Origin of the sequence: Citrobacter sp. RHBSTW-00859 (assembly GCF_013729795.1) — a bacterium.
Lineage (GTDB): Bacteria > Pseudomonadota > Gammaproteobacteria > Enterobacterales > Enterobacteriaceae > Citrobacter > Citrobacter braakii.
In genome coordinates this window covers 19,750-43,442 of sequence record NZ_CP056285.1, presented here as the reverse complement: position 1 = coordinate 43,442, position 23,693 = coordinate 19,750, and the positions used below count along the sequence as shown (strand labels likewise).

Sequence of the window (23,693 nt, the reverse complement as noted above, 5' to 3'; positions counted from 1 at the left end):
TATTAGGCGCAGCTATTTAGATGGGCCAACGCTAATGCCCGGGCCAGTGTTTCATCATCTGTATTAAGATGTCGGGCAAGTGTCACTACCGGCATTGTCACGGTAATCCCCTGATTACCAGAGCCATAATTTGACATCGCGGGTAAGGGTGCGCCGCCCATACGGGCATCTGATGCCGCAGTGGTGTTGATCAACATTTGACTCAGTAAGTCAGTGCTGATAAAGCCATTTTTTCTGGCTTGCGACAACGCGCCACTCACGTTCAAACCATAGTTCTTCCTTTGCCCCTCGTCAGAAAGCGCGGTATTAATCTCAGCACTTTTCAGCATAAACATGATGTCTTTAGCGGCGACATCGGTTACAAATTTAAATGCGTCGTTAAGGGAAAATTCGGGTAGTACCCCACTATCATTGGCGGCAATTAGGTCTCGGACTAATATTTGCTTTATATTATTAATATAAACTTCAGTGACATTAGTATGGCTACCTTGAATCACTACCCGGCACTGATCACTAAGACTATATAGCGTAATATCGATAAAAATAAAATCCGTAGCATCTACTGCGTTTAGACACACGTTACCTGATTCATTAAATATATAGGCTTCGGTAATTTGTGTCGCAGTAATATCTTTTAATACTTCTAAATCGGCATCCGCGTTACCACCAATAGCCCCTATTGCCGCCGCAAGAGTGACTCCGCAATAGCTTGTTCCCGGAATAGTGACTCCCATCGCATTTTTATACAGATTCTCCGATATATTCCCCGTTATTTTTAATATCGGTGCGTTGAGATATTTAGCAGCCACTGCGGCAGCATACGCAATAGCAATAGGCTCAGTACAACCTAATGAAAGTTTCACTTCCTTTTTCAACCAATCGAGTAATTGTTGATGTGTTATTTTTTGCATTTGAAGTAATTAATCAGTGATTTGGATTATTTTTATCTTAGGGTTTTACGGGGAGAAATACTTTTCCTATTTTCTTGTTGTTTTTAATGCTTGGAGAATATTGTTCTCTTTAACAAAAAAGATAACCACAGAACAATTTAAATAAAAACATATTAAAAACAATGAAATAGATAACTCAAACACCATTAATCCCTTACTCAATGAGATACTAATCACAAAACAATAAAGAGAATATTTTCCCCTTAGACGCAATTATTCGCCTTGAATCATTAAACTAGACGATAAAAAAGGCGAGTTAGCTACTGCCAACTCGCCTCAGATAAAACCAACCGGTGCTGGTTTAGATATCAACCCTGCGCAGGGGATTGCTGCATCGTCCAGTTGAGCACTTGAGTGGCTAACTGGTCACTGGCCAGGCCAAAGGCCTGAACCACCTCGTTCATCTCGTTACCTTTTATCGGTTGGCGAATGTCAAACTGGCGAGTCGCAATAATCCTACGATCTGAAATTCTTACCAGCCGAGCATCAAAACGGATCAGCACTTCGCTGCTACCAACATGGTATACCCCTTGGAACGCGGACAGATCACCACTCAACTCCACATCAGCCTGCAAGCTATCATCGTCGCTACTGACTGCACGGATTCGCCCATCGCTACGGAACGCCTGAATAAGACGATTGCGCACCAAAATCGGCGCCGAATCACTCCAACGGGAGTTTTTATAAACCGCAATCTCCTGGCCCTGAGGCTGCACCGCTATGCGTGAGCTATTAAGAAACTGGTTCGTCGCCGGTTGTGAAACCCGTAATGACCAGTTTACTGTCTGCGCGTGTGGCACACTGACTGCAGGTGGCACCGGCAGAAGATAAACTTGTGATACAGGGGCCGAAGGTAAAATGGTGCAGGCAGAGAGCAGTATCGCCCCCCCGGATATCATCAATAGCCACACGCGGCGGCCTGCATAGCGCATCACATTAAAAGAGAGCATTAAGGCGTAAACTCCTGTGTTCTTTCACGGCCGCGCAACAAGGCCGCTGGGTTTTCTTCCAAACGAGAAACGGCGGCACGTAATGTCGCTAATGTTCTGCGCAGCTCATCTACTGCCGGCCCCAGCTCATTCATCCCTTGCATCCCGTTATTGAGTGAGGTTTTATTTTCACTCACCAATTTATTGAGGATGGTACTGGTATTTTGCAACGATGCCATGGTTTTGGCGGCATCACTGACCAGTTGTTTCCCCTGCCCATCCATTAAGCCGTTAGCATTACGCAGCAGGCGATTGGTTTGAGTCAGTGTCTCATTAGCCTGTTTACTGGCCTGCGCCAACTGCTGCAACAGGGTACGGAGATCACCACGTTGATCAGCCACAGTTTGGGTGACCAGCGCGAGATTATCCAGTGTCGTTACTAGGCGCTGCTGGTTATCCGGTGCCAGCAACTGGTTCAAACGCACCAACACTTCATTCGCATTGGTCATGAAATTCTCACCGTTAGCCAGTAACTGGCTCATCGGCGAAGGGGTAGCAATAATGATAGGAACCTCGTCATCTTTGCCCTCCAGCAACGGGCTGGTCTGGCTGCCACTGCTGAATTGAATATTTGAGGTGCCGGTAATACCCGCGACGGTGAGACGAGCTTGGGTATCTTCGCGTATCGGAGTAGATGCAGAAACGCGAATACGTGCCCAAACCTTATTCGGATTGTCTCGGTCCAGGCGTAATTGCGTCACCTCACCGACTCGAATCCCGCTGTACTGAACGGTGCTACCCTGTGACAGGCCACTCACAGGCTCATTGAAAACGATATCGTACAATCTGAACTGGCGATCAGAACCGGAATTTGTCAGCCATAGGCAAAACAGCAGCGCGGCACTCACCACAATAAGAGTGAACAAACCAATAACGACATGATGAGCACGGGTTTCCATATTACAACCTCTCTCCACTGTTAATTGCCGCTGCCTGATAAGCAGCCCGGCCACGTGGGCCATGAAAATACGCCTGAATCCAGCCATCATCAGTCGCTGCAACTTTATCCAGAGTATCAACCACCAGCACTTTTTTCTGCGAAAGCACCGCCACACGATCACACAGTGTATACAGCGTATCCAGATCGTGGGTCACCAAGAATACCGTTAGATTGAGGGCATCCCGCAGGGTGCGGATCAAACTGTCAAACGCCGCCGCACCAATGGGATCAAGACCCGCAGTCGGTTCATCAAGAAACAGAATATCCGGGTCCAGTGCTAAGGCACGGGCTAGCGCAACACGCTTGACCATACCACCCGACAGAGATGCTGGATACTTACTGCCAGTGCCCGGCGGTAGCCCAGCCAGTGCCAGTTTAACCTGAGCCAATCGCTCAGCCTCAGACCGGGGTAATCCGGCGTTTTCTATTAATGGTAATGCCACGTTCTCGGTCACGGTTAGAGAACTGAACAGTGCGCCTCGTTGAAATAATACGCCGAATCGGCGCTCGACCATGGCGCGGGATTGACCTGACAGTGCCATTAAATCCTTGCCAAAAACATGAATTTTCCCGTCAGTCGGACGACGTAACCCAACAATACTGCGTAACAGAACAGATTTACCGGTACCCGAGCCACCAACCACGCCAAGAACTTCGCCGCGCTTAACATCAAGATTCAACCCTTGATGCACGCACTGTACGCCAAAGCAGTTAACCAGATCGCGAATTTGAATGATTGCATCTTGCGTCATTTGGCTCACCACCCCATTTCCATGAAAAATAGCGCTGCCACGGCATCAAGCAAAATCACCACAAAGATCGAATGCACCACACTGGTGGTGGTATGAACCCCGACTGATTCAGCACTACCGGTTACTTTGAACCCCTCCAGACAGCCAATAATAGCAATCAGGAAAGCAAAAATAGGGGCTTTACTTATTCCCACCAGAAAATGCTGCAACCCATTACTGTTTTGCATAATCGACAAAAACATAGTGGGAGAGATATCCAGTGTTAAGGCACACACCACCATGCCACCGAAAATACCGCAAACCATGCCAATAAAGGTTAGCATCGGCAGAGAGATCAATAGTGCCAAGACGCGCGGTAGCACCAACAGTTCGACCGGATTCAAGCCCAGTGTTTGGATAGCATCAATCTCTTCATTGGCTTTCATCAAGCCAATTTCAGCGGTAAAAGCACTGGCTGTTCGCCCTGCCATCAGGATCGCGGTAAGCAGTACCGCAAATTCACGTAGAAAAGAAAATACCACCAAATCGACGGTAAAAATGCCCGCGCCGAAAGTAGTGAGTACGGTTGCACCGAGAAAGGCGATAACTGCCCCCACCAAAAAGGTGAGCAACATAATGATCGGCACAGCATTGAGGCCAATCTGTTGAATATTGGCAATTAATGAGGTAATGCGCCAGCGGGAGGGGCGAAAAAGTGTTCCCAGCAAGGTTTCCAGCGCCAGACCAATAAAGCCCAATAGTGACTTAATATCTTGCCATAAGTTATCTACCGAACGGCCGGTATTAGCCAGCATCTCAAGCCAAAACCGTGTGGGTTTTTCAGACAACTCAGGGGTTAAGTCAGGCAATACATGGCTTACCGTTTCAAGTAATATCCTCCGCTCTTCTGGCAATTTAGGCGCAAGTTCGCGTAAATTTGCTACACGGTCCTCACCCAGAAGCAGAGCTAACAACGTTGCACCGGCGGTATCTAACGCCCCCAGTTGGTTGAGATCAAATACCCCCCCACTGGGCATATTAGCGCGCAATTGCGCAACGCGCGGCTCCAAAACGCAGTAATGCGCCAACACCCAGTCCCCCCGGATATAAACTCTGGGGGGCTGAGCCGCGCTATCGAGATCAAGTTGTGCGGGGGACGTTTGCTCAGTCATTGCTCAGACCTTACCTATTTCAAACTCTAATGTTTCAAACCCTAAATAGGTATATCACACAGTTAAGTAAGAGTAATGACTGTTTAATTAATGAAGTGTTAACCACACCCTAATCAGTGAGGTGTGGCACGCTGTTTGCCCAATTGCCGTATTTTCCTCTCTGGCAGGGTAAACCAAACGACTACCGCCAGCAGAATTAACAGTACGCTGGCAGTACCTAATACCAGACTATGTGAGGCAGAAAAGGCCAGTTTGGCGCTGCTCAGTAGATGCTCGTCCCCACCAAGGCTATTGACCACCTGAATGGTTTCACTGATAGAAGCACTGGCCTGTGTAACCAGATCAGCGGGTAAATCTGCCGGCACTGTTGCAAATAGTCGGTGGTGATAAACTTATCATCCCCTTTTGCTGATGGAGCTGCACATGAACCCATTCAAAGGCCGGCATTTTCAGCGTGACATCATTCTGTGGGCCGTACGCTGGTACTGCAAATACGGCATCAGTTACCGTGAGCTGCAGGAGATGCTGGCTGAACGCGGAGTGAATGTCGATCACTCCACGATTTACCGCTGGGTTCAGCGTTATGCGCCTGAAATGGAAAAACGGCTGCGCTGGTACTGGCGTAACCCTTCCGATCTTTGCCCGTGGCACATGGATGAAACCTACGTGAAGGTCAATGGCCGCTGGGCGTATCTGTACCGGGCCGTCGACAGCCGGGGCCGCACTGTCGATTTTTATCTCTCCTCCCGTCGTAACAGCAAAGCTGCATACCGGTTTCTGGGTAAAATCCTCAACAACGTGAAGAAGTGGCAGATCCCGCGATTCATCAACACGGATAAAGCGCCCGCCTATGGTCGCGCGCTTGCTCTGCTCAAACGCGAAGGCCGGTGCCCGTCTGACGTTGAACACCGACAGATTAAGTACCGGAACAACGTGATTGAATGCGATCATGGCAAACTGAAACGGATAATCGGCGCCACGCTGGGATTTAAATCCATGAAGACGGCTTACGCCACCATCAAAGGTATTGAGGTGATGCGTGCACTACGCAAAGGCCAGGCCTCAGCATTTTATTATGGTGATCCCCTGGGCGAAATGCGCCTGGTAAGCAGAGTTTTTGAAATGTAAGGCCTTTGAATAAGACAAAAGGCTGCCTCATCGCTAACTTTGCAACAGTGCCTTTTATTATGGTGATCCCCTGGGCGAAATGCGCCTGGTAAGCAGAGTTTTTGAAATGTAAGGCCTTTGAATAAGACAAAAGGCTGCCTCATCGCTAACTTTGCAACAGTGCCTGTTTTCCCCGTCGCTGATTAATAAAAGCAAGGTCACGCTCATCCAGATGAAAATACCGAGCCAGCTGAACCTCATTTGGGTCTGCCACATAGCGACCGTAGTTTTCTGTCTGTTCGCTGGTAAGAAAGTCATCACTCATTGCGCATCCTTTCGTAAACGGGAGTTCTGTCCTTTTTTTAACCGTCTCAAATATTATGATATTTGATACCCGTCAAAACCAAAGCGGAAAAGGGTATCAGAAATCGTAATTTATACATTATGATACCACTTTGTATCAAAAACGATTTGTGAGACTGAAATGGCGTTACTGGGCTATGCCAGGGTATCAACCAGCCACCAGAAGCTGACGCTCCAGGTGGCTGAACTGAAAAGTGCCGGTGTGCGTGAAGACCGGATTTTTACCGACATGATGACCGGGGCCACTGACGAGCGTGAAGGACTGCAACGACTGCTTGGCCGTGCTGAAAAAGATGACATCATCATCTGTACCAAAATGGACCGCCTCGGACGCAATACGGCTGATATGATCCATATCGTTGACGCCTGCTATAAAAAGGGGATCTCCATCCGGTTTCTGGAAAACGGCCTCAGTACGGAAGGTACGATGGGGAAAATGGTCATTCAGATCCTGGCCGCTGTTGCTGAAGCAGAGCGCGAGCGCATTCTGGAGCGAACCAATGACGGACGGATTGCTGCAATGGCTTCTGGCGTCAAATTTGGACGAAAGCCACACCCTAAAACGACAACTGCACAATTTCTTATAAAACAAGGTGAATCATTCAAAATGATATATGAAAAAACAGGAATATCTCGGGCAACATATTTTAGATTGAAAAAACAAACACAATCCGCATAAAAAATGGAAATGCATTATGAATATTCAATACCCTCATCTATATGAAATTACTAATGAGCGCTCAGCAAAAAATCAGTGGTATTTTTTAAATGGAGTGAGAGCAGAATATGCATTGCTAATATTCACTGCTGTTAACTCATCTTTATCTTACGATGGGAAATACATTACTAATTTAGCATTATTCATCTTATTGATTATATTGCTACTAGTTAGGAATGTTATAAACTTTGAACAAAAATGGTATAAATATAGAGCGGTTACCGAATCAATAAAAACCACAAAAAATATTTAAATCTCTAGCCATAAATCCCCCGCAATTATTAGTTATATTCCCATTAATAATATGGGGACTGTGACTTAGTTTATCAAGGGTATCATCGGGAAAAACCTCACTAACACAGAGGCTTATGTTAATTCATTAAAAACAGAAAGTTATCGTCTTGGCGTGGTTTTTTACATCATTGACCGTCAAACCCCTACGTAAGCTTATGACCCGGGATGGTTTATGGATCCCTCGTAAGTTACGGCCACCTCGTGTGCATCAGCCACGCCCACGTCGGGCCTGCACCGGCGAACTCATCCAGATTGATGGCAGTGAACATCGCTGGTTCGAGGACCGTGGTCCGGCCTGCACGCTGCTCGTTTACGTTGATGATGCAACAAGTCGGTTGATGCAGCTTCTGTTCGTCAGTTCGGAGTCCACGTTCACCTATTTTGAAGCCACCCGGGGATATCTGGAGCGCTACGGTAAGCCTCTGGCATTCTACAGCGACAAAGCCAGCGTCTTCAGGATCAACAACAAGCAGGCCACCGGCGGAGATGGCCAGACTCAGTTTGGTCGTGCCATGAACGAGCTGAATATCACTGGTATCTGTGCCAACACCAGTTCAGCCAAGGGGCGTGTTGAACGGGCTCATCTGACATTACAGGACCGCCTGGTCAAGGAACTGCGGCTCCGCGGTATCAGCACACCTGAGGCTGCAAACGCCTTTGCTGATGAGTTCATGGAAGATTACAACCGTCGGTTTGCAAAGCCGCCACGTCACGATTTTGACGTACATCGCCAGCTGGATAATGGCGAAAACCTGCAGGCGACATTCACCTGGCGCGAGCAGCGTAAGGTCTCGAAAAACCTGACATTACAGTATGATAAAAAGCTTTATCTGCTTGAAGATAATGAAGAAAACCGGCGTTTTCAGGGGAAGTACATCGAGGTATGGCAATACCCGGATGGTGACATTGAGCTCCGGGCCAGCGGCACTTCCCTGCCCTTTACCACTTACGACCGACTGGGAGAACTGGACCAGGGCGCCATCATCGACAACAAGCGTCTGGGACGTGCCCTGGAAATGATAAAGCTGGTTCAGGACAAACGGGACAACACCCGCTCACAGGCCCTGCCATCACTGGACGGCCAGACCTCACGCAGAAAGAAACAACCCGGCAAGAAATCACAACGAAGTCTGGACCATAACGACATGCTGGAAGCCCTGCAGCAACTTCAGACCCGGAGTAAAGACATCTTCGGCAAAGGCTGAAACATAACCTACATGCGGACATTTCAATTTAGATTGATGTTCAGGATAAACGCGATAACAACCGTTCACAGGCGATCCCTGCCGGTGATGGCTCTTTGCGGCGGCGCAGAAAACCAACAGAGAAATAATCGCAGCGCTCACTGAACGGCGACGACATGTTAGATGCGTTGAAGACATTGCAGTCACGTTCTGAGAAAAGTTCCAATGTTTAACGAGCGATTAAAAAATATATTAAATCATTATTCTCTCATTTCTCTGTTGCAATACTGACCTCCCAGGGCCTGTGTAATTCTGTCACCAAATAGTATCGTCAGACTACGATCATAGTAAATGGTTTCACCAGTGATAGATTCATGCTTTAATATTATCCCATAGCCATATCTTTCAAGCATATTCATACCCACCCTTGCCAAATTGTAAGAATAATTTATTCCCCAAATGGAACCATTTCTTCCTTCAAAAAACTCCGCTCTGTAATATCTTTTTAGAAATTCATAGTGTGCGTCTTCACTAAACATACCCCCTCCCGCTACAGAATTTACATAACAGTTTTTTATAATAAAAAGATGAAATGCATAAATATATATCCCGTTTTTCCTCTGCCGCCCACCATTCACAGATAGAGGATATAATCCTATATTATTTATTGTATGCTTAAATCATTTGATGACTATAGTTTCATATATTTTCATCATGTTAGCACCCATGATGTATGTTTATTTTTTCTGAAGCATACCAATAATCAAACCCCGTTCAACATAACAACATAAAATAATTTATAACAAATTTAGTTGAAACTTAATATATGAAATAGTGACTTTCCATAAGCAGATCATTAGTTTATAGGGCATCCTAACGATGCAGGCTCCTCCTGGCAAAACTGTCGATGATGAGATTTTTTTTGCGGTATATTCCACTTATTTTGGTGGTATTCAGTTTATGCAAAACAATACCGACAAAAGACTGAACCGTTTTTTTGGAGATCAGCAGGCTACGGGAAATTTCATCTATCGAATAACCATTTAAAATCATATTGATAACATGTGTTTCTCTTTTGGTAAATGACAACTTGTCCCTCTTCAGATTGATCCCCATTTTTTTAAACGCCTGCCTCATCATGAGATATTCATTACCGCTTAATTCAGTGTCAATGCATACCGCTTCACGCCCTGTCCCGCTCATTCCTGACGCCGGTTTTAATAAAAAGATAAGATTGACCGGTGAAATGTGTAGGTACTTGAGACGTTCGGCATCGCCGGTGTTCAGCTCTGACTCCACAATCACCACATCGCTGTTGCTGAAGGCAATATCGCTGACCCGTGAAAACACAACCCTGTTGACGGAGAGGCTGTTGTCGCTGAACATACATTTCAGACCTACAAGCATGAAATTATTATTGGTAATAACATAGATATTCATATAGTCCCCGCAGCAATACCTTTTGCGAAGCGTCCCGTTCCTTATGTTCTGACAAAGTGGTGCCTGTATTGGTGTCGCCGGGTAACTATGACGTACTCCGGCTCAGCGGAGTACGTCAACTGCTCTACTGGTGCGCCGCTAGCACGCTATTCACGATTTCCACCGCTTCTTTCTCGATCTGCTTGCGATGTGCTTCCCCGAGGAAGCTCTCGCAGTAGATCTTGTAAGCGTCTTCCGTACCTGACGGTCGGGCGGCGAACCAGCCGTTGTCGGTCATCACTTTCAGGCCACCAATCGATGCGCCGTTGCCCGGCGCGGCGGTCAGACGCGCAGTGATCGGGTCACCCGCCAGCTGACTGGCCCTGACCATTTCCGGCGACAGCTTCGACAGCACCGCTTTCTGTGCGGAAGTGGCCGAAGCCTGCAGCCGGTTATAGCTCGGCGCGCCGAAGCGGGCGGCCAGTTCGTCGTAGTGCTCCTGCGGGTTTTTACCGGTGACGGCGGTGATTTCCGCCGCCAGCAGGCACATGATGATCCCGTCTTTGTCGGTCGACCACGGCGTTCCGTCAAAACGCAGGAACGAGGCGCCCGCGCTCTCTTCTCCGCCGAAGCCGAAGCTGCCGTCGAACAGGCCGTCAACAAACCATTTAAAGCCCACCGGCACTTCAACCAGCCTGCGGCCGAGGTCGTTCACCACACGGTCGATCATCGCGGAAGAGACCAGCGTCTTGCCCACCGCCACATCCTGGCCCCACTGCGGGCGATGCTGGAACAGGTAGTTAATCGCCACCGCCAGATAGTGGTTCGGGTTCATCAGCCCTGCCGGCGTGACGATGCCGTGACGGTCATAATCTGGATCGTTAGCAAAAGCCAGGTCAAACTTATCGCGCAGCGCCAGCAGGCCCGCCATTGCGCACTCAGATGAGCAGTCCATGCGAATGGCGCCGTCTTTATCCAGATGCATAAAGCGGAAGGTTTGATCGACGTGATCGTTGACGATAGTCAGGTCGAGCTTGTAGTGCCCGGCAATACGTTTCCAGTATTCGATACCGGACCCGCCCAGCGGATCGATCCCGAGCTTGAGGCCGGCTTTCTGAATTGCCGCCATGTCGACGATATCCGCCAGCCCTTCGATAAACGGCTGTACCAGATCCTGCTTTTTAACATGACCGGATGCCAGTGCCGCATCGAGGGAGATGCGCCTGACGCCCTGCAGACCCGAGGCCAGCAGTTCGTTAGCGCGATTCTCTACCACTTTGGTGACGTTGGTATCCGCCGGGCCGCCGTTCGGCGGGTTGTACTTAATACCGCCATCTTCCGGCGGGTTATGAGACGGCGTGATCACGATGCCGTCTGCCAGCGGACCACCTTTTTTGTTGTGCACCAGGATGGCATTGGAAATGGCCGGCGTCGGGGTGAAACCGTTGTGTTCCTGCACGATAACATCAACGCCGTTGGCCGCCAGCACTTCCAGTACGGAAATAAAGGCCGGTTCGGAGAGCGCGTGGGTATCTTTACCCACGTAGCAGGGACCGGTAATCCCGTTCCTGGCGCGGTCTTCCGCAATCGCCTGCGCGATCGCCAGAATATGCTGCTCATTGAAGTTATGGCGCCCTGCACTGCCACGATGGCCAGAGGTACCAAACTTCACCGCATGCTCCGCGTTGCCCGCTTCCGGCCTCAGTACGTAGTACTGCGCGGTCAGCTGAGCGACGTTAATCAAATCACTCTGTTGTGCAGGCTCCCCTGCGCGTTTACTGTCCGTCATTTTTCTCTCCTGTCATATCCGTCAGGCTTATTTATGTGTTGCTGCCGGGTCGCTCATCGACGGGGCCGGTCTCCTGCCACCCGCCCCGGCGTTTCCTGGTTGTCAGTACGCGCTCAGAGTTGCGTTTTGTCGATATACCAGATCTTTTGCGCATACTCCCGCACCGTACGGTCCGATGAAAAATAGCCCATGTGGGTTATGTTGAGCATCGCTTTGGCGGTCCACTCTTCCGGGGTTCGGTAGAGCGCATCCACCTTGTCCTGACAGTCAACATAGCTGCGGTAATCGGCCAGCACCTGATAGTGGTCGCCAAAGTTGATCAGCGAATCCAGCAGACCGCGATAGCGGCCCGGCTCCTGTGGGCTGAACACCCCGGTCCCCATCTGGGTCAGCGCCTGGCGCAGCTCTTGATCCTGGTCGTAGTAATCACGCGGCTGATAACCGTTGCTGCGCAGCGCCTCGACCTCTGCAGCGGTATTACCGAAGATAAAGATATTGTCCTCACCCACGTGCTCCAACATCTCAACGTTGGCGCCGTCCAGCGTGCCAATGGTCAGCGCACCGTTGAGGGCGAACTTCATATTACTGGTCCCGGAGGCTTCAGTCCCTGCCAGCGAAATCTGCTCAGAAAGGTCCGCGGCCGGAATGATCATCTGCGCCAGACTGACGCTGTAGTTGGGAATGAACACCACCTTTAGTCTGTCGCCAATCTGCGGATCGCTGTTGATGACTTTGGCGACGTCGTTTATCAGATGGATGATCTGTTTTGCCGTGTGGTAAGCGGACGCGGCTTTGCCGGCGAAAATCACCACTCGCGGCACCCATTCGGCCTGCGGGTCCGCCTTGATACGGTTGTAGCGGGTGATCACATGCAGCACATTCATCAGCTGGCGTTTATATTCGTGGATCCGTTTAATTTGCACATCAAACAGCGCGTTCGGGTTCACCACCACGCCCAGCTGACGGGCGATATAATCGGCCAGACGCTGTTTATTCGCCAGTTTGGCGGCGCTGACGGCCTGGTTAACCAGCGGATAATCCTGATATTCCCCCATTTCGCTCAGCTGGCTTAAATCCGTTCGCCAGGTCTGGCCGATATGGCGGTCCAGAACCGCGGCAAGGGACGGGTTAGCGGCAGCCAGCCAGCGGCGCGGCGTGACGCCGTTAGTCACGTTGGTGAAGCGGCGCGGAAAGATTCTGGCGAAATCGGCAAATAGCGACTCCACCATCAGCCGGGAGTGCAGTTCCGACACGCCGTTAACCTTGTGACTGACCACTACCGCCAGCCAGGCCATCCGCACGCGGCGACCATTGGACTCATCAATAATCGAGGTCCGGCTCAGCAACGCCATATCATCGGGATAGTGCTCCTGCATCGTTTTCAGAAAATAGTCATTAATCTCGAAGATAATCTGCAAATGGCGCGGCAGGATTTTCCCCAGCATATCGACAGGCCAGGTCTCCAGCGCTTCGCTCATCAGGGTATGGTTGGTGTAGGAGAAGACCCGACAGGTCACCTCAAACGCGTCATCCCAGCTGAAGCGGTGTTCGTCAATCAGCAGACGCATCAGCTCCGGGATCGACAGCACCGGATGGGTGTCATTGAGGTGGATAGCAATTTTATCCGCCAGGTTGTCATAGGTTTGATACAGCTGGTAATGACGGGTGAGGATGTCCTGTACCGTCGCCGAAACAAGGAAATACTCCTGACGCAGGCGCAGTTCACGCCCGGAATAGGTCGAGTCGTCCGGGTAAAGCACGCGGGAAACGTTCTCAGAGTGGTTCTTATCCTCCACGGCGGCGAAATAGTCCCCCTGGTTAAATTTACCGAGATTAATTTCACTGCTGGCCTGGGCACTCCACAAACGCAGGGTGTTGGTGGCATCGGTGTCATAACCCGGGATAATCTGATCGTAGGCCACGGCAATAATTTCTTCGGTTTCCAGCCAGCGTGAGTTTTTGCCCTCATGTTGAACACGTCCGCCAAAGCGCACGGTATAGCGGGTTTTATGGCGCTCGAATTCCCACGGGTTACCGTACTCCAGCCAGTAGTCCGGTGACTCCATCTGCCGGCCGTCGATGATGTTTTGCTTGAACATACCGTAGTCGTAGCGGATACCATAGCCGCGGCCTGGCAGCCCCAGTGTGGCCAGGGAATCGAGAAAACAGGCCGCCAGACGACCGAGACCGCCGTTGCCCAGCCCCGGATCGTTCTCCTCATCAATCAGCTCTTCCAGATCCAGCCCCATCCCTGCCAGAGCCGTTTTCACATCCTCATAGATGCCCTGCGACAGTAAGGCATTAGAGAGGGTTCGGCCGATGAGAAACTCCATCGACAGATAATAAACCTGCCGGGCCTGCTGCGAGATCCGCGCCCGATGCGCCCGCAGCCAACGTTCTACCAGCCGATCGCGAACGGCGAACAGCGTGGCGTTGAGCCATTCATGTTTATTGGCAAGTGAGGGATCTTTACCAAGAATAAACATGAGCTTATAAGCGATAGCATGCTGTAGCGCTTCTTCATTCAGACTGGGTGAAATATAACTTAAGCGTGGTTCCATTTTTCTTATCCGTAGCAATTAAATAATACGCTGATACAACTGGTGGAAAGACTTAGCGGCAATTTGCCAGCTAAAATCCATGCTCATTGCCTGACGTTGCACGTACCGCCACAGCGATGGACGGGACCACAGGACAAAGGCCCGGTGGATGGCATGTAATAGTGATTCAGTCTCGCTGTCGGTAAACACAAATCCGCTCGCGATCCCGTCAGCAAGGTTTTCGAGCGAACAGTCGGCGACGGTATCCGCCAGTCCGCCGGTGCGACGAACCAGCGGCAATGTGCCGTAGCGAAGGCCATAGAGCTGGGTCAGACCGCAGGGTTCAAAACGGCTGGGCACCAGGATGACGTCGGCGCCGCCAATCATCTGATGCGACAGCGCCTCGTCGTAACCGATCCGGATACTCACCTGCCCGGAGTATTGCGCCGCAGCGGCAAGAAAACGGGCCTGCAAATCCGGGTCGCCGGATCCCAGTAGCGCCAGCTGCCCTCCCTGCGCAATGATTCCCGGCAGTGCGCCAAGGAGCAGATCCAGCCCCTTCTGGCTGGTGAGCCGGCTCACGACGGTGAACAACAGCGCCCGGCCGTCCTCCTTCAGCCCCAGCGTCGTCTGCAGCTGCTGCTTGTTCTTCGCTTTCTCAGCCAGCGAGTTCCGGTCGTAAGGCGCAGCCAGCAGCGGATCGCGGCGCGGATCCCAGATGCTTTCGTCGACGCCGTTAAGGATCCCCGACAGTCGCCCTTCCCGCTGACGTTGCCGCAGCAACTCTTCCAGACCGAACGCGTACTGCGGTTCGGTAATTTCACGGGCATACGTCGGGCTGACGGTGGTGATATGGTCAGCGAAATAGAGGCCCGCCTTAAGGAAGGAGATCTGTCCTTTAAACTCCACCCCATGCATCTGGAAGAATGACCACGGTAAAGCGATCTCCGCCATATGCCGGGCGAGGAACAAGCCCTGATAGGCAATGTTGTGCACCGTAAACACTGACCTGGCGGGGTTGCCGCGGGCGGCCAGATAAGCCGGCGTGAGGCCCGCATGCCAGTCATGGGCGTGGACGATTTCAGGCCGCCAGAACGGATCCAGACCGCCAGCAAGCTCAGCCGCGACCCAACTCAACAGCGCGAAACGCAGGACGTTATCGGGATAATCCTGCATCTGCGGGTCATGATAAGGATTACCCGGTCGGTCATAGAGATGCGGGGCATCAATCAGATAGATGCCCACGCCGTTAAAGTCGCCAAACAACAGCGTCATCGGCCCGGCGAAGGTCTCCCTGCTGGCCACCACCTGCGGTTCCCCTACTCCGTCGCGGATCGCGGGAAACCCCGGCAGCAGCACGCGGGTATCCACGCCCTCGGCTATTTGCGCCGCCGGGAGAGCACCGGTCACATCAGCCAGCCCCCCCGTTTTCAACAGAGGGAACATCTCCGCTCCTACATGTAAAACTCGCATGGATGCTCCTTAATTATTCAGGTATGAAGGCGACGCGATGCCAATGACGGCAATCACAGCTGCGGCAGCTTTTATTTCCGCCAACGGCTTCATAGTTCAAGTCGGTTCAGCATTTCTTTGGTAACCAGAACGATGCCTTCTTCCGAACGATAAAAGCGTCGCGCATCCTCAACGGCATTTTCGCCAATCACCGTCCCCTCCGGAATAACGCATCCCCGGTCGATCACGCAGCGTCTTATCCTGCAGGAGCGACCGACCCAGACGCCCGGTAATAAAACCGACGAATCAATATTACAGAACGAGTTAATCCGAACTCTGGAAAATAGAACCGACTGCACCACCACCGAGCCAGAAATAATACAGCCGCCGGAGACCAGAGAATTCATGGTCATGCCATGACTGCCGGAACGGTCCTGAACAAATTTGGCGCTGGGCAGCGATTCGACATAGGTACGGATAGGCCAGTTACGGTCATAAACGTCCAGCTCTGGCACTACTGAGGCTAAATCCAGATTCGCTTTCCAGTACGCCTCCAGGGTTCCGACATCGCGCCAGTATGGCTCGGCATTATTATCCGACTGAACGCAGGAGCGCGGGAACGGATGCGCATACGCTTCACCTGCCGCCGTTATCCTGGGAATAATATCTTTGCCAAAATCATGGGTGGAGTGTTCATCCCGATCGTCGTCTTCCAGCAGCTGGTAGAGATATTCCGCATCAAACACATAAATGCCCATACTGGCAAGCGAGCGGGTTTCATCGCCAGGAATGGTGGGCGGATTAGCCGGTTTTTCAACAAATTCAATGATTTTGTCATTCTCATCCACGGCCATGACGCCAAAAGCGCTTGCCTCTTCAACCGGGACCGGCAGGCAGGCCACGGTACAGCGCGCCCCTTTTTCAACGTGATCGAGCAGCATCCGCGAATAATCTTGTTTATAGATATGGTCCCCGGCCAGAATAACGACATATTCCGCATCATAGCGGCGGATAATATCCAGATTCTGGGTCACGGCATCCGCCGTCCCCCGATACCAGTTCTCACCATGCACCCGCTGCTGCGCCGGTAATAAATCCACGAACTCATTCATTTCTTCGTTAAAGAATGCCCAGCCGCGTTGAATATGCTGCACCAGTGAATGGGACTGATATTGTGTAATGACCCCGATACGTCTTATTCCGGAGTTAATACAATTCGATAAAGCAAAATCAATAATTCTGAATTTACCGCCGAAATGCACCGCAGGTTTTGCGCGAATAGTGGTCAGGTCTTTTAATCGTGTGCCACGTCCGCCGGCGAGGATCAGGGCCACGGATTTAAGCGGTAACTGGCGCGACAGCATTAAGTTGTCAGTATATTCAAGTTTACTCATAATAATGTCCTGCTATTAAATAAAAGCCATAAAAGAAAATAATGAAGAAAAAGCCTCACTCTTCTGCAAAATAATTCAGAAGTGATCACCTCCGGTAATAAGTCAGCTGCAATAAATCAGCTGCGCGTTTTATTGCCCTGCAGATTCCCGTACCAGCCAGATTGTCGCCAGCGGCGGCAGAGTCACCGACAGCGAATGCTCCCGACCGTGGCTGGCGATCGCCTCGCTTGCCACGCAGCCGCCGTTGCCGGTGTTGCTCCCGTGGTAGTGCATCGAGTCGGTGTTCAGCTCTTCACGCCAGCGCCCCGGCTGGTTAATCCCGAAGCGATAGCCGTGACGCGGTACTGGCGTGAAGTTGCTCGCCACGATTATCTCGTTCCCGGCTTTATCGCGACGGACAAAGATAAACACCGACCGTTCATGGTCATCCACAACAAGCCATTCAAAGCCGTAGGGGTCAAAATCCAGTTCGTGCAGTGCCTTATGGTGGCGATAGGTATGGTTCAGATCGCGCACCAGACGCTGCACCCCGTGATGCCAGTTGTCGCCCCCTTCCAGCAGATGCCAGTCGAGGCTGGCGTCGTGGTTCCACTCCCGCCCCTGGGCAAACTCGTTGCCCATAAACAGCAGCTTTTTACCGGGGAAGGCAAACAGCCAGCCGTAGTAGGCGCGCAGGTTGGCGAACTTCTGCCAGGCATCGCCAGGCATCCGGTCAAGAATCGATTTTTTGCCGTGAACCACTTCATCGTGTGACAGCGGCAACACGAAGTTTTCGGTGTAGTTGTAGAGCATCCCGAAGGTCATCTTGTCGTGATGATAACGACGATAGATGGGATCGAGCTGCATATAGTCGAGGGTGTCATGCATCCAGCCGAGGTTCCATTTGAACCAGAAGCCAAGACCGCCCGTCGAAGACGGTCGTGTAACCCCGGCGAAGTCGGTGGACTCCTCCGCCATCGTGACCGCTCCCGGCGTCTGCTCACCGAGCACACGGTTGGTATTGCGCAGAAATTCAATCGCTTCGAGGTTTTCCCGGCCGCCGTACTCATTGGGCACCCACTCCCCCTCTTTGCGGCTGTAGTCGCGGTAGATCATTGACGCAACCGCATCCACGCGCAGGGCGTCGATCCCGAAGCGTTCAATCCAGTACAGCGCGTTCCCGACCAGAAAGTTGCTGACTTCACGGCGACCGTAGTTGTAGATCAGCGTATTCCAGTCCTGGTGATAACCTTCTCGCGGGTCGCTGTGTTCATACAACGCGGTGCCGTCGAACGATGCCAGCGCAAAGTCATCCGACGGGAAGTGGCCCGGCACCCAGTCGAGGATCACGTTCAGACCCGCGGCATGGGCAGCATTCAGGAAGTAGCGGAAGTCTTCACGGGTACCAAAACGGCGGGTCGGCGCGTACAGCCCGGTGGGCTGATAGCCCCAGCTGCCGTCGAACGGATGTTCGTTTACCGGCAGCAGCTCCAGATGGGTGAAGCCCATCCACTTCGCGTAAGGCACCAGCTGGTCCGCCAGCTCGCGGTAGCTGAGCCAGAAATGGTTATCGGCGTGGCGGCGCCACGAGCCAAGGTGCACTTCATAAATCGAAATCGGTGCATCAAACTGGTTGGCCTGCTGACGGGACTGTGGCTGTTCGACCTTTTCCGGCATGCCGCAGATAAGCGACGCGCTTTCCGGGCGCATCTGTGCCTCAAAGGCATACGGGTCGGATTTCACCCGCAGGTGGCCGTGGGCGTCAATCAGCTCGAACTTATACAGCTGGCCGTTATGCGCGCCGGGGACAAACAGCTCCCAGATGCCGGACTCTTTGCGCAGACGCATCGGGTGGCGGCGGCCGTCCCAGTAGTTGAACTGTCCGACCACCGACACACGACGGGCGTTCGGCGCCCAGACGGAAAAACGCGTCCCGGTGACGCCGTCCATGGTGTCGGCATGGGCTCCCAGCGTCTCGTAGGGCCGCAGATGAGTCCCTTCAGCGAGCAGCCAGGCATCAAGCTCCTGCAGCAGCGGGCCAAAGCGATAGGGGTCGTCAATCAGGTTTTGCTGACCGTGCCAGGTGACGGCCAGCTGGTAACGAAAAGGATTTTTCCGGCGCGGCAGAACGCCGCTAAAGAACCCGCGTGTGTCGAGGCATTCGAGTTTACCGACTTTGCGCCCGGTTTTCGGTTCAATCACCCATACATCGGTGGCATCGGGTAATAATGCGCGCACTTCCAGACCCGCATCGGTTGAGTGCATGCCAAGCACGGAAAATGGATCGGAACAATGACCTGCGAGAAGTGCGGAGATCGCACTTTTTTCATTATAATCAGACATGGCAGTCACCCTACTATCATCCTGCGGAAAGAATTAAAACGCCTCTTCCTGCTTTATTGATCCGGTAATATTCCGCTGCATGCTACGCATCGAAATATCAACACGTTATTCCAGAGCCTTAAGACATGTCGGTTGTCCACAAATAGAGAGTGATTAACCTCCTGAGAAGTGAGTTAAATGCGCTGTACGACTTCTGTATTATCTGTCTTCAGAATAATTACTCCTGATTTTCTTTCTGTGAGTAAACACTCATTTCTATATTAATGGGGAAACTAATTTTTATTTCGTCACGAATGATGAGTTTCCTTCTGCTGAATTCGTCAGATCGTATATAAAAAAAGGCTTTGTTGAATAAATCGAACTTTTGCTGAGTTGAAGGATCAGATCACGCATCTTCCCGACAACGCAGACCGTTCCGTGGCAAAGCAAAAGTTCAAAATCACCAACTGGCCCACCTACAATAAAGCCCTCATCAACCGTGGCTCCATAACTTTCTGGCTGGATGATGAAGCTATTCAGGCCTGGTATGAGTCAGCAACACCTTCTTCACGAGGCAGACCTCAGCGCTATTCTGACCTTGCCATCACGACTGTGCTGGTCATTAAACGCGTATTCAGGCTGACCCTGCGCGCTGCGCAGGGCTTTATTGATTCCATTTTTTCTCTGATGAACGTTCCGCTACGCTGCCCGGATTACAGCTGTGTCAGCAGGCGGGCAAAGTCGGTTAATGTCAGTTTCAAAACGCCCACCCGGGGTGAAATCGCACACCTGGTAATTGATTCCACCGGGCTGAAGGTCTTCGGTGAAGGCGAGTGGAAAGTCAAAAAGCATGGCCAGGAACGCCGCCGTATCTGGCGTAAGCTGCATCTCGCCGTTGACAGTAAAACACATGAAATCATCTGCGCTGACCTGTCGCTGAACAATGTGACGGACTCAGAAGCCTTCCCGGGTCTTATCCGGCAGACTCACAGAAAAATCAGGGCAGCATCGGCAGACGGCGCTTACGACACCCGGCTCTGTCACGATGAACTGCGGCGTAAGAAAATCAGCGCGCTTATCCCTCCCCGAAAAGGTGCGGGTTACTGGCCCGGTGAATATGCAGACCGTAACCGTGCAGTGGCTAATCAGCGAATGACCGGGAGTAATGCGCGGTGGAAATGGACAACAGATTACAACCGTCGCTCGATAGCGGAAACGGCGATGTACCGGGTAAAACAGCTGTTCGGGGGTTCACTGACGCTGCGTGACTACGATGGTCAGGTTGCGGAGGCTATGGCCCTGGTACGAGCGCTGAACAAAATGACGAAAGCAGGTATGCCTGAAAGCGTGCGTATTGCCTGAAAACACAACCCGCTACGGGGGAGACTTACCCGAAATCTGATTTATTCAACAAAGCCGTGCGAGTTCGGTGGAACCCTTTTTACAAGTGGAGGCTGCTGGAGCAGCGAACTATCATCAATTAATGATTTATCCAAACTCGGTTAAAGACCGAGAAACATCAGAATACCCTTATGTTGAACTATTCAGAGACTTAGCATCTGCAACATGTCGTCCTAATAGTACTTTGGTAACATATGGTTATAGTTTTGGAGATGAACATATAAACCGTGTTATTATTGACATGCTGACAATACCCTCAACGCATATAGTAATAATTGCCTACGGCGATCCACTCGGTAGAATTATGCGCTTTGTAAACGAAAGTGGAAGAAAAGCTCAAATATCTTTATTACTTGGTGACCACTTTGGAGATATCAAGAATTTAGTGGATTTTTATCTTCCTAAAGCAGCGATAGACAGATCATCAATTCGTATGGCAGAACTATTGAAATCAAGGGGTTTATATCGTACAACAATTTCAAATAATAGCGAGGATGCTGAATGAACTCATTTCCGATTGAACAAGGTGAGCAACTCAGGGTCGGCACTGTAGATTTTGTTTCACCTAATGAAATTAGAGCAATATTAGAGATTGACTCACCTGATACTGTTGCTTTGAATGCAGGAACGCCTAGAAACTTTCCAAGAGTAAACAGTTATGTATTAATATCATGTGATAATGGTTACTTAGTTGGGCAAATAGAGTGGCTTGCTGTAGAACATTCGCCTTATCCAAAACAAAGAGATGTTCAAGAATTTGGTTTAGTAAATCTACCATTCCCCCGAAAAAAAATAAGTTTGAATCCGGTGGGAATGCTTAAACGTTTGTCCAAAGATGGTACTGATTATTTCAGATTTCAACGAGGTTCTGAATCGTTTCCTTCTATTGGGGCTGCTATTTTACTACCGACAGATTTACAACTTAGATCAATAGTCGAATCTGGAAATAATAGGCGAGTGATCATTGGACAAAGTCCACTTGCGAACAATGCAAATGTAGCTGTAGATCCTGATAGATTATTTGGTCGTCATATAGCAGTGCTCGGAAATACTGGTAGCGGTAAGTCTTGCTCTGTATCTGGATTAATCCAGTGGTCACTCGAATCTGCATTGGAATCACAAATAAAACCAAATGCCAGATTTATCATCCTAGACCCCAACGGCGAGTATGCACGTGCTTTGGGGCCAACGACGAAATTTAAAGGTAGAGTATTTAAGGTTGAGGCTGAAGGCAGTGAAAACCAATTACAAGTACCCTCATGGTTTTGGAATAGTTCGGAGTGGGCATCATTCACGCAAGCAAGTCCTAAAGCACAACTTCCATTACTAAAACGCTCCTTGAGAGCAATGAGAAATGAAGAATTTGATTTACAAAAGAATATAGATATAGAAGTTAAAAAATACCTAGGTACAATTTTGGTTTCTTTAAAAGCGGATAAATCTAAAGGAGCAGCGGCACTTAATGATTTCCCTGGAGCCAAAAATCTTTTGGCTAAAATTAATATTTGGCGTCAGAGTCTGGAAGAATACAAAGCGAGATTAACTACACCATGCCCTGAGCTAGATAAATTAATCATCTCTATTCAAGATTTTTGTGGGCAAAGAGAAGGCAGATATCCAGATTACAATGCTAAAGTTAGCGCAGTTGATAACATCATAAATGGAGTGTTATCTTCATTTCAGAGCCTTGGAGGCGATGAGTGTGAACTCCTTCCTAAAAACGAGGATATCCCCGTCCCTTTTGACGGAAATAATTTAGTCTCCTATTTAGAGGCGTTAGCACAAGAAAATGGTAGCGAGCAATATGTTGAATATCTAGTAGCTAGAATACGCACAATGCTTGCGGATACAAGAATGAAACCCATAACCAATGACTCAGAGCATAGAGTTGACTTGGCTAATTGGTTAGAAACATATATTGGGAAAGATGGTGATGGTGATAGCTGCGTTTCAATTATTGATCTTTCTTTAGTACCAACTGAAATTACTCATCTTGTGACAGCTGTCATTTCAAGAATTATTTTTGAATCATTGCAACGTTATAGACGACTATATAACAAATCTTTACCTACGGTACTTGTTGCTGAAGAAGCACATACATTTATTAAACGGTATCGTGAGGACAGTGAAAATCAGGATGTCGCAGCTGTTTGCTGTCAAGTATTTGAGAAAATTGCACGAGAAGGCAGGAAATTTGGTCTCGGTATGGTTATTTCTTCGCAACGACCATCAGAATTATCACCTACAGTTTTATCTCAATGTAATACTTTTCTTCTGCATCGAATTAGCAATGACAAAGATCAGGAGCAAGTTCATAAAATGGTACCCGACAATTTGCGAGGATTACTCCGTGAATTGCCTTCATTGCCATCTCAACATGCAATACTGATGGGCTGGGCATCTGAACTTCCTGTCTTAGTTAAAATGAAAAATTTGACGAAAGAGCAGCAACCCCATTCTGATGACCCTGATTTCTGGGATGTTTGGACAAGAAAGGATGCTGATGGGAAATTGGTCGAGAGAACGGCCAATTGGGAAGCTGTTGTAAAGGAATGGCAACAAAATTGAACTGAAGTAGGATGTGAAAACGGGAGGGCAGATCGGAATTGAAGGAACTTTATGCAATCAATCTACTTGGTATTGCGTTCCATCGACCATCAGCCCCATGATCATTGGAGTAGCTGTAAATGCAGCACCTAATAATTAAAATAAAACAATAGGTTAACCTATTAACGTGGTTTTTTACATCGTTGGCCCTCAAACCCCTAAAATCAGAAAAGTATCTTTCCAGACCTGTCAAATGGAAGCATTAACAAATCAGTTAACAAAACGGACAATATAGTAAAAAGTGGCTGGTAAGCATACTAACCACCTGATAGGCAGGTAGCAGCATAAAAGGGGAACCGAGTAATGAAAGGCTGTATCACCCGAAAAAGGTGTTTTCAGAGA

18 protein-coding genes and 5 pseudogenes are annotated in these 23,693 nt (G+C 49.9%); 9 read left to right on the top strand and 14 right to left on the bottom strand.

From position 1 onward, the window contains the following. Positions 1–2: 2 nt before the first annotated feature. The 6 genes from HV302_RS26170 to HV302_RS26145 all read right to left on the bottom strand — a co-directional run bounded on the left by HV302_RS26170 (position 3) and on the right by HV302_RS26145 (position 5,147). Positions 3–911, bottom strand: coding sequence for an L-serine ammonia-lyase, iron-sulfur-dependent, subunit alpha (locus HV302_RS26170; protein WP_326928788.1), 909 nt, complete (start codon positions 909–911; stop codon positions 3–5). Positions 912–1,258: 347 nt separating this feature from the next. After that, a complete protein-coding gene (locus HV302_RS26165) occupies positions 1,259–1,900 on the bottom strand; it encodes an ABC-type transport auxiliary lipoprotein family protein (RefSeq protein WP_000948259.1) in 642 nt (213 codons plus the stop codon). Next, on the bottom strand, positions 1,900–2,838 hold the full coding sequence (locus HV302_RS26160; RefSeq protein ID WP_000449980.1) for an MlaD family protein: 939 nt from the start codon (positions 2,836–2,838) through the stop codon (positions 1,900–1,902). The genes HV302_RS26165 and HV302_RS26160 overlap by 1 nt, the downstream gene beginning before the upstream one ends. A 1-nt stretch (position 2,839) precedes the next feature. Further along, positions 2,840–3,631 carry an ABC transporter ATP-binding protein gene (locus HV302_RS26155; protein ID WP_001325019.1) on the bottom strand — a complete coding sequence of 264 codons (792 nt, stop codon included), beginning with the start codon at positions 3,629–3,631 and terminating at the stop codon, positions 2,840–2,842. Positions 3,632–3,636: 5 nt separating this feature from the next. Continuing rightward, the gene (locus HV302_RS26150) at positions 3,637–4,782 is read right to left on the bottom strand and encodes an MlaE family ABC transporter permease (RefSeq protein WP_001325018.1); all 1,146 of its coding nucleotides are present in this window, start codon (positions 4,780–4,782) and stop codon (positions 3,637–3,639) included. Between the two features lie 113 nt (positions 4,783–4,895). Further along, complete coding sequence (locus tag HV302_RS26145) at positions 4,896–5,147, bottom strand: hypothetical protein (RefSeq protein WP_001515736.1); 252 nt, start codon at positions 5,145–5,147, stop codon at positions 4,896–4,898. Between the two features lie 58 nt (positions 5,148–5,205). On the opposite strand from HV302_RS26145, the gene HV302_RS26140 reads away from it, so the two are divergent. Then, entirely contained in the window at positions 5,206–5,910 is a 705-nt protein-coding gene (locus HV302_RS26140) for an IS6-like element IS26 family transposase (RefSeq protein WP_001067855.1), read from the top strand. A 46-nt stretch (positions 5,911–5,956) separates the two neighbouring features. Then, positions 5,957–6,022 (top strand): annotated as a pseudogene (locus HV302_RS28705) (hypothetical protein); the annotation flags it as partial. A 54-nt stretch (positions 6,023–6,076) separates the two neighbouring features. On the opposite strand, the pseudogene HV302_RS26135 reads toward HV302_RS28705, so the two are convergent. Further along, positions 6,077–6,214, bottom strand: a pseudogene (locus tag HV302_RS26135) (DUF4158 domain-containing protein); the annotation flags it as partial. A 159-nt stretch (positions 6,215–6,373) separates the two neighbouring features. Here HV302_RS26135 and HV302_RS26130 point away from each other — a divergent pair. From HV302_RS26130 to HV302_RS26115, 4 genes and pseudogenes are all read left to right on the top strand, one after another. Beyond that, entirely contained in the window at positions 6,374–6,931 is a 558-nt protein-coding gene (locus HV302_RS26130) for a recombinase family protein (protein WP_047722713.1), read from the top strand. Between the two features lie 16 nt (positions 6,932–6,947). Then, positions 6,948–7,223, top strand: a complete 276-nt coding sequence (locus HV302_RS26125) for a DUF4231 domain-containing protein (RefSeq protein ID WP_181627506.1) — start codon at positions 6,948–6,950, stop codon at positions 7,221–7,223. Positions 7,224–7,407: 184 nt separating this feature from the next. Beyond that, positions 7,408–8,469, top strand: a pseudogene (locus HV302_RS26120) (ISNCY family transposase); the annotation flags it as partial. 38 nt (positions 8,470–8,507) lie between these two features. Further along, positions 8,508–8,681 (top strand): annotated as a pseudogene (locus HV302_RS26115) (ISNCY family transposase); the annotation flags it as partial. Positions 8,682–8,708: 27 nt separating this feature from the next. Here HV302_RS26115 and HV302_RS26110 read toward each other — a convergent pair. The 7 genes from HV302_RS26110 to glgB all read right to left on the bottom strand — a co-directional run bounded on the left by HV302_RS26110 (position 8,709) and on the right by glgB (position 19,364). Next, entirely contained in the window at positions 8,709–8,987 is a 279-nt protein-coding gene (locus HV302_RS26110; RefSeq protein ID WP_004197671.1) for a hypothetical protein, read from the bottom strand. Between the two features lie 334 nt (positions 8,988–9,321). Continuing rightward, the gene (locus HV302_RS26105; protein ID WP_004197678.1) at positions 9,322–9,888 is read right to left on the bottom strand and encodes a LuxR C-terminal-related transcriptional regulator; all 567 of its coding nucleotides are present in this window, start codon (positions 9,886–9,888) and stop codon (positions 9,322–9,324) included. A 124-nt stretch (positions 9,889–10,012) separates the two neighbouring features. Beyond that, the gene (pgm, locus tag HV302_RS26100) at positions 10,013–11,656 is read right to left on the bottom strand and encodes a phosphoglucomutase (alpha-D-glucose-1,6-bisphosphate-dependent) (protein ID WP_004197675.1); all 1,644 of its coding nucleotides are present in this window, start codon (positions 11,654–11,656) and stop codon (positions 10,013–10,015) included. A gap of 113 nt (positions 11,657–11,769) precedes the next feature. After that, positions 11,770–14,217 (bottom strand): glycogen phosphorylase, encoded by a 2,448-nt coding sequence (glgP, locus tag HV302_RS26095; protein ID WP_181219961.1) that lies wholly within the window; start codon positions 14,215–14,217, stop codon positions 11,770–11,772. 18 nt (positions 14,218–14,235) lie between these two features. After that, positions 14,236–15,669 carry a glycogen synthase GlgA gene (gene glgA / locus HV302_RS26090; RefSeq protein WP_004197677.1) on the bottom strand — a complete coding sequence of 478 codons (1,434 nt, stop codon included), beginning with the start codon at positions 15,667–15,669 and terminating at the stop codon, positions 14,236–14,238. Positions 15,670–15,758: 89 nt separating this feature from the next. Continuing rightward, entirely contained in the window at positions 15,759–17,042 is a 1,284-nt protein-coding gene (gene glgC, locus HV302_RS26085) for a glucose-1-phosphate adenylyltransferase (protein ID WP_015632388.1), read from the bottom strand. A gap of 129 nt (positions 17,043–17,171) precedes the next feature. Beyond that, on the bottom strand, positions 17,172–19,364 hold the full coding sequence (glgB, locus tag HV302_RS26080; RefSeq protein ID WP_004099052.1) for a 1,4-alpha-glucan branching enzyme: 2,193 nt from the start codon (positions 19,362–19,364) through the stop codon (positions 17,172–17,174). 372 nt (positions 19,365–19,736) lie between these two features. Here glgB and HV302_RS26075 point away from each other — a divergent pair, with 372 nt between their 5' ends. The 3 genes and pseudogenes from HV302_RS26075 (at position 19,737) to HV302_RS26065 (ending at position 23,312) form a co-directional block, all read left to right on the top strand. After that, entirely contained in the window at positions 19,737–20,705 is a 969-nt protein-coding gene (locus tag HV302_RS26075) for an IS5-like element IS903B family transposase (RefSeq protein WP_004099053.1), read from the top strand. Between the two features lie 58 nt (positions 20,706–20,763). Next, positions 20,764–21,249: pseudogene (locus HV302_RS26070) on the top strand (SIR2 family protein); the annotation flags it as partial. After that, positions 21,246–23,312: an ATP-binding protein gene (locus HV302_RS26065; protein ID WP_004098991.1), complete on the top strand. Its 2,067-nt coding sequence runs from the start codon at positions 21,246–21,248 to the stop codon at positions 23,310–23,312. The pseudogene HV302_RS26070 and the gene HV302_RS26065, both read left to right, overlap by 4 nt. Positions 23,313–23,693 lie beyond the last annotated feature (381 nt).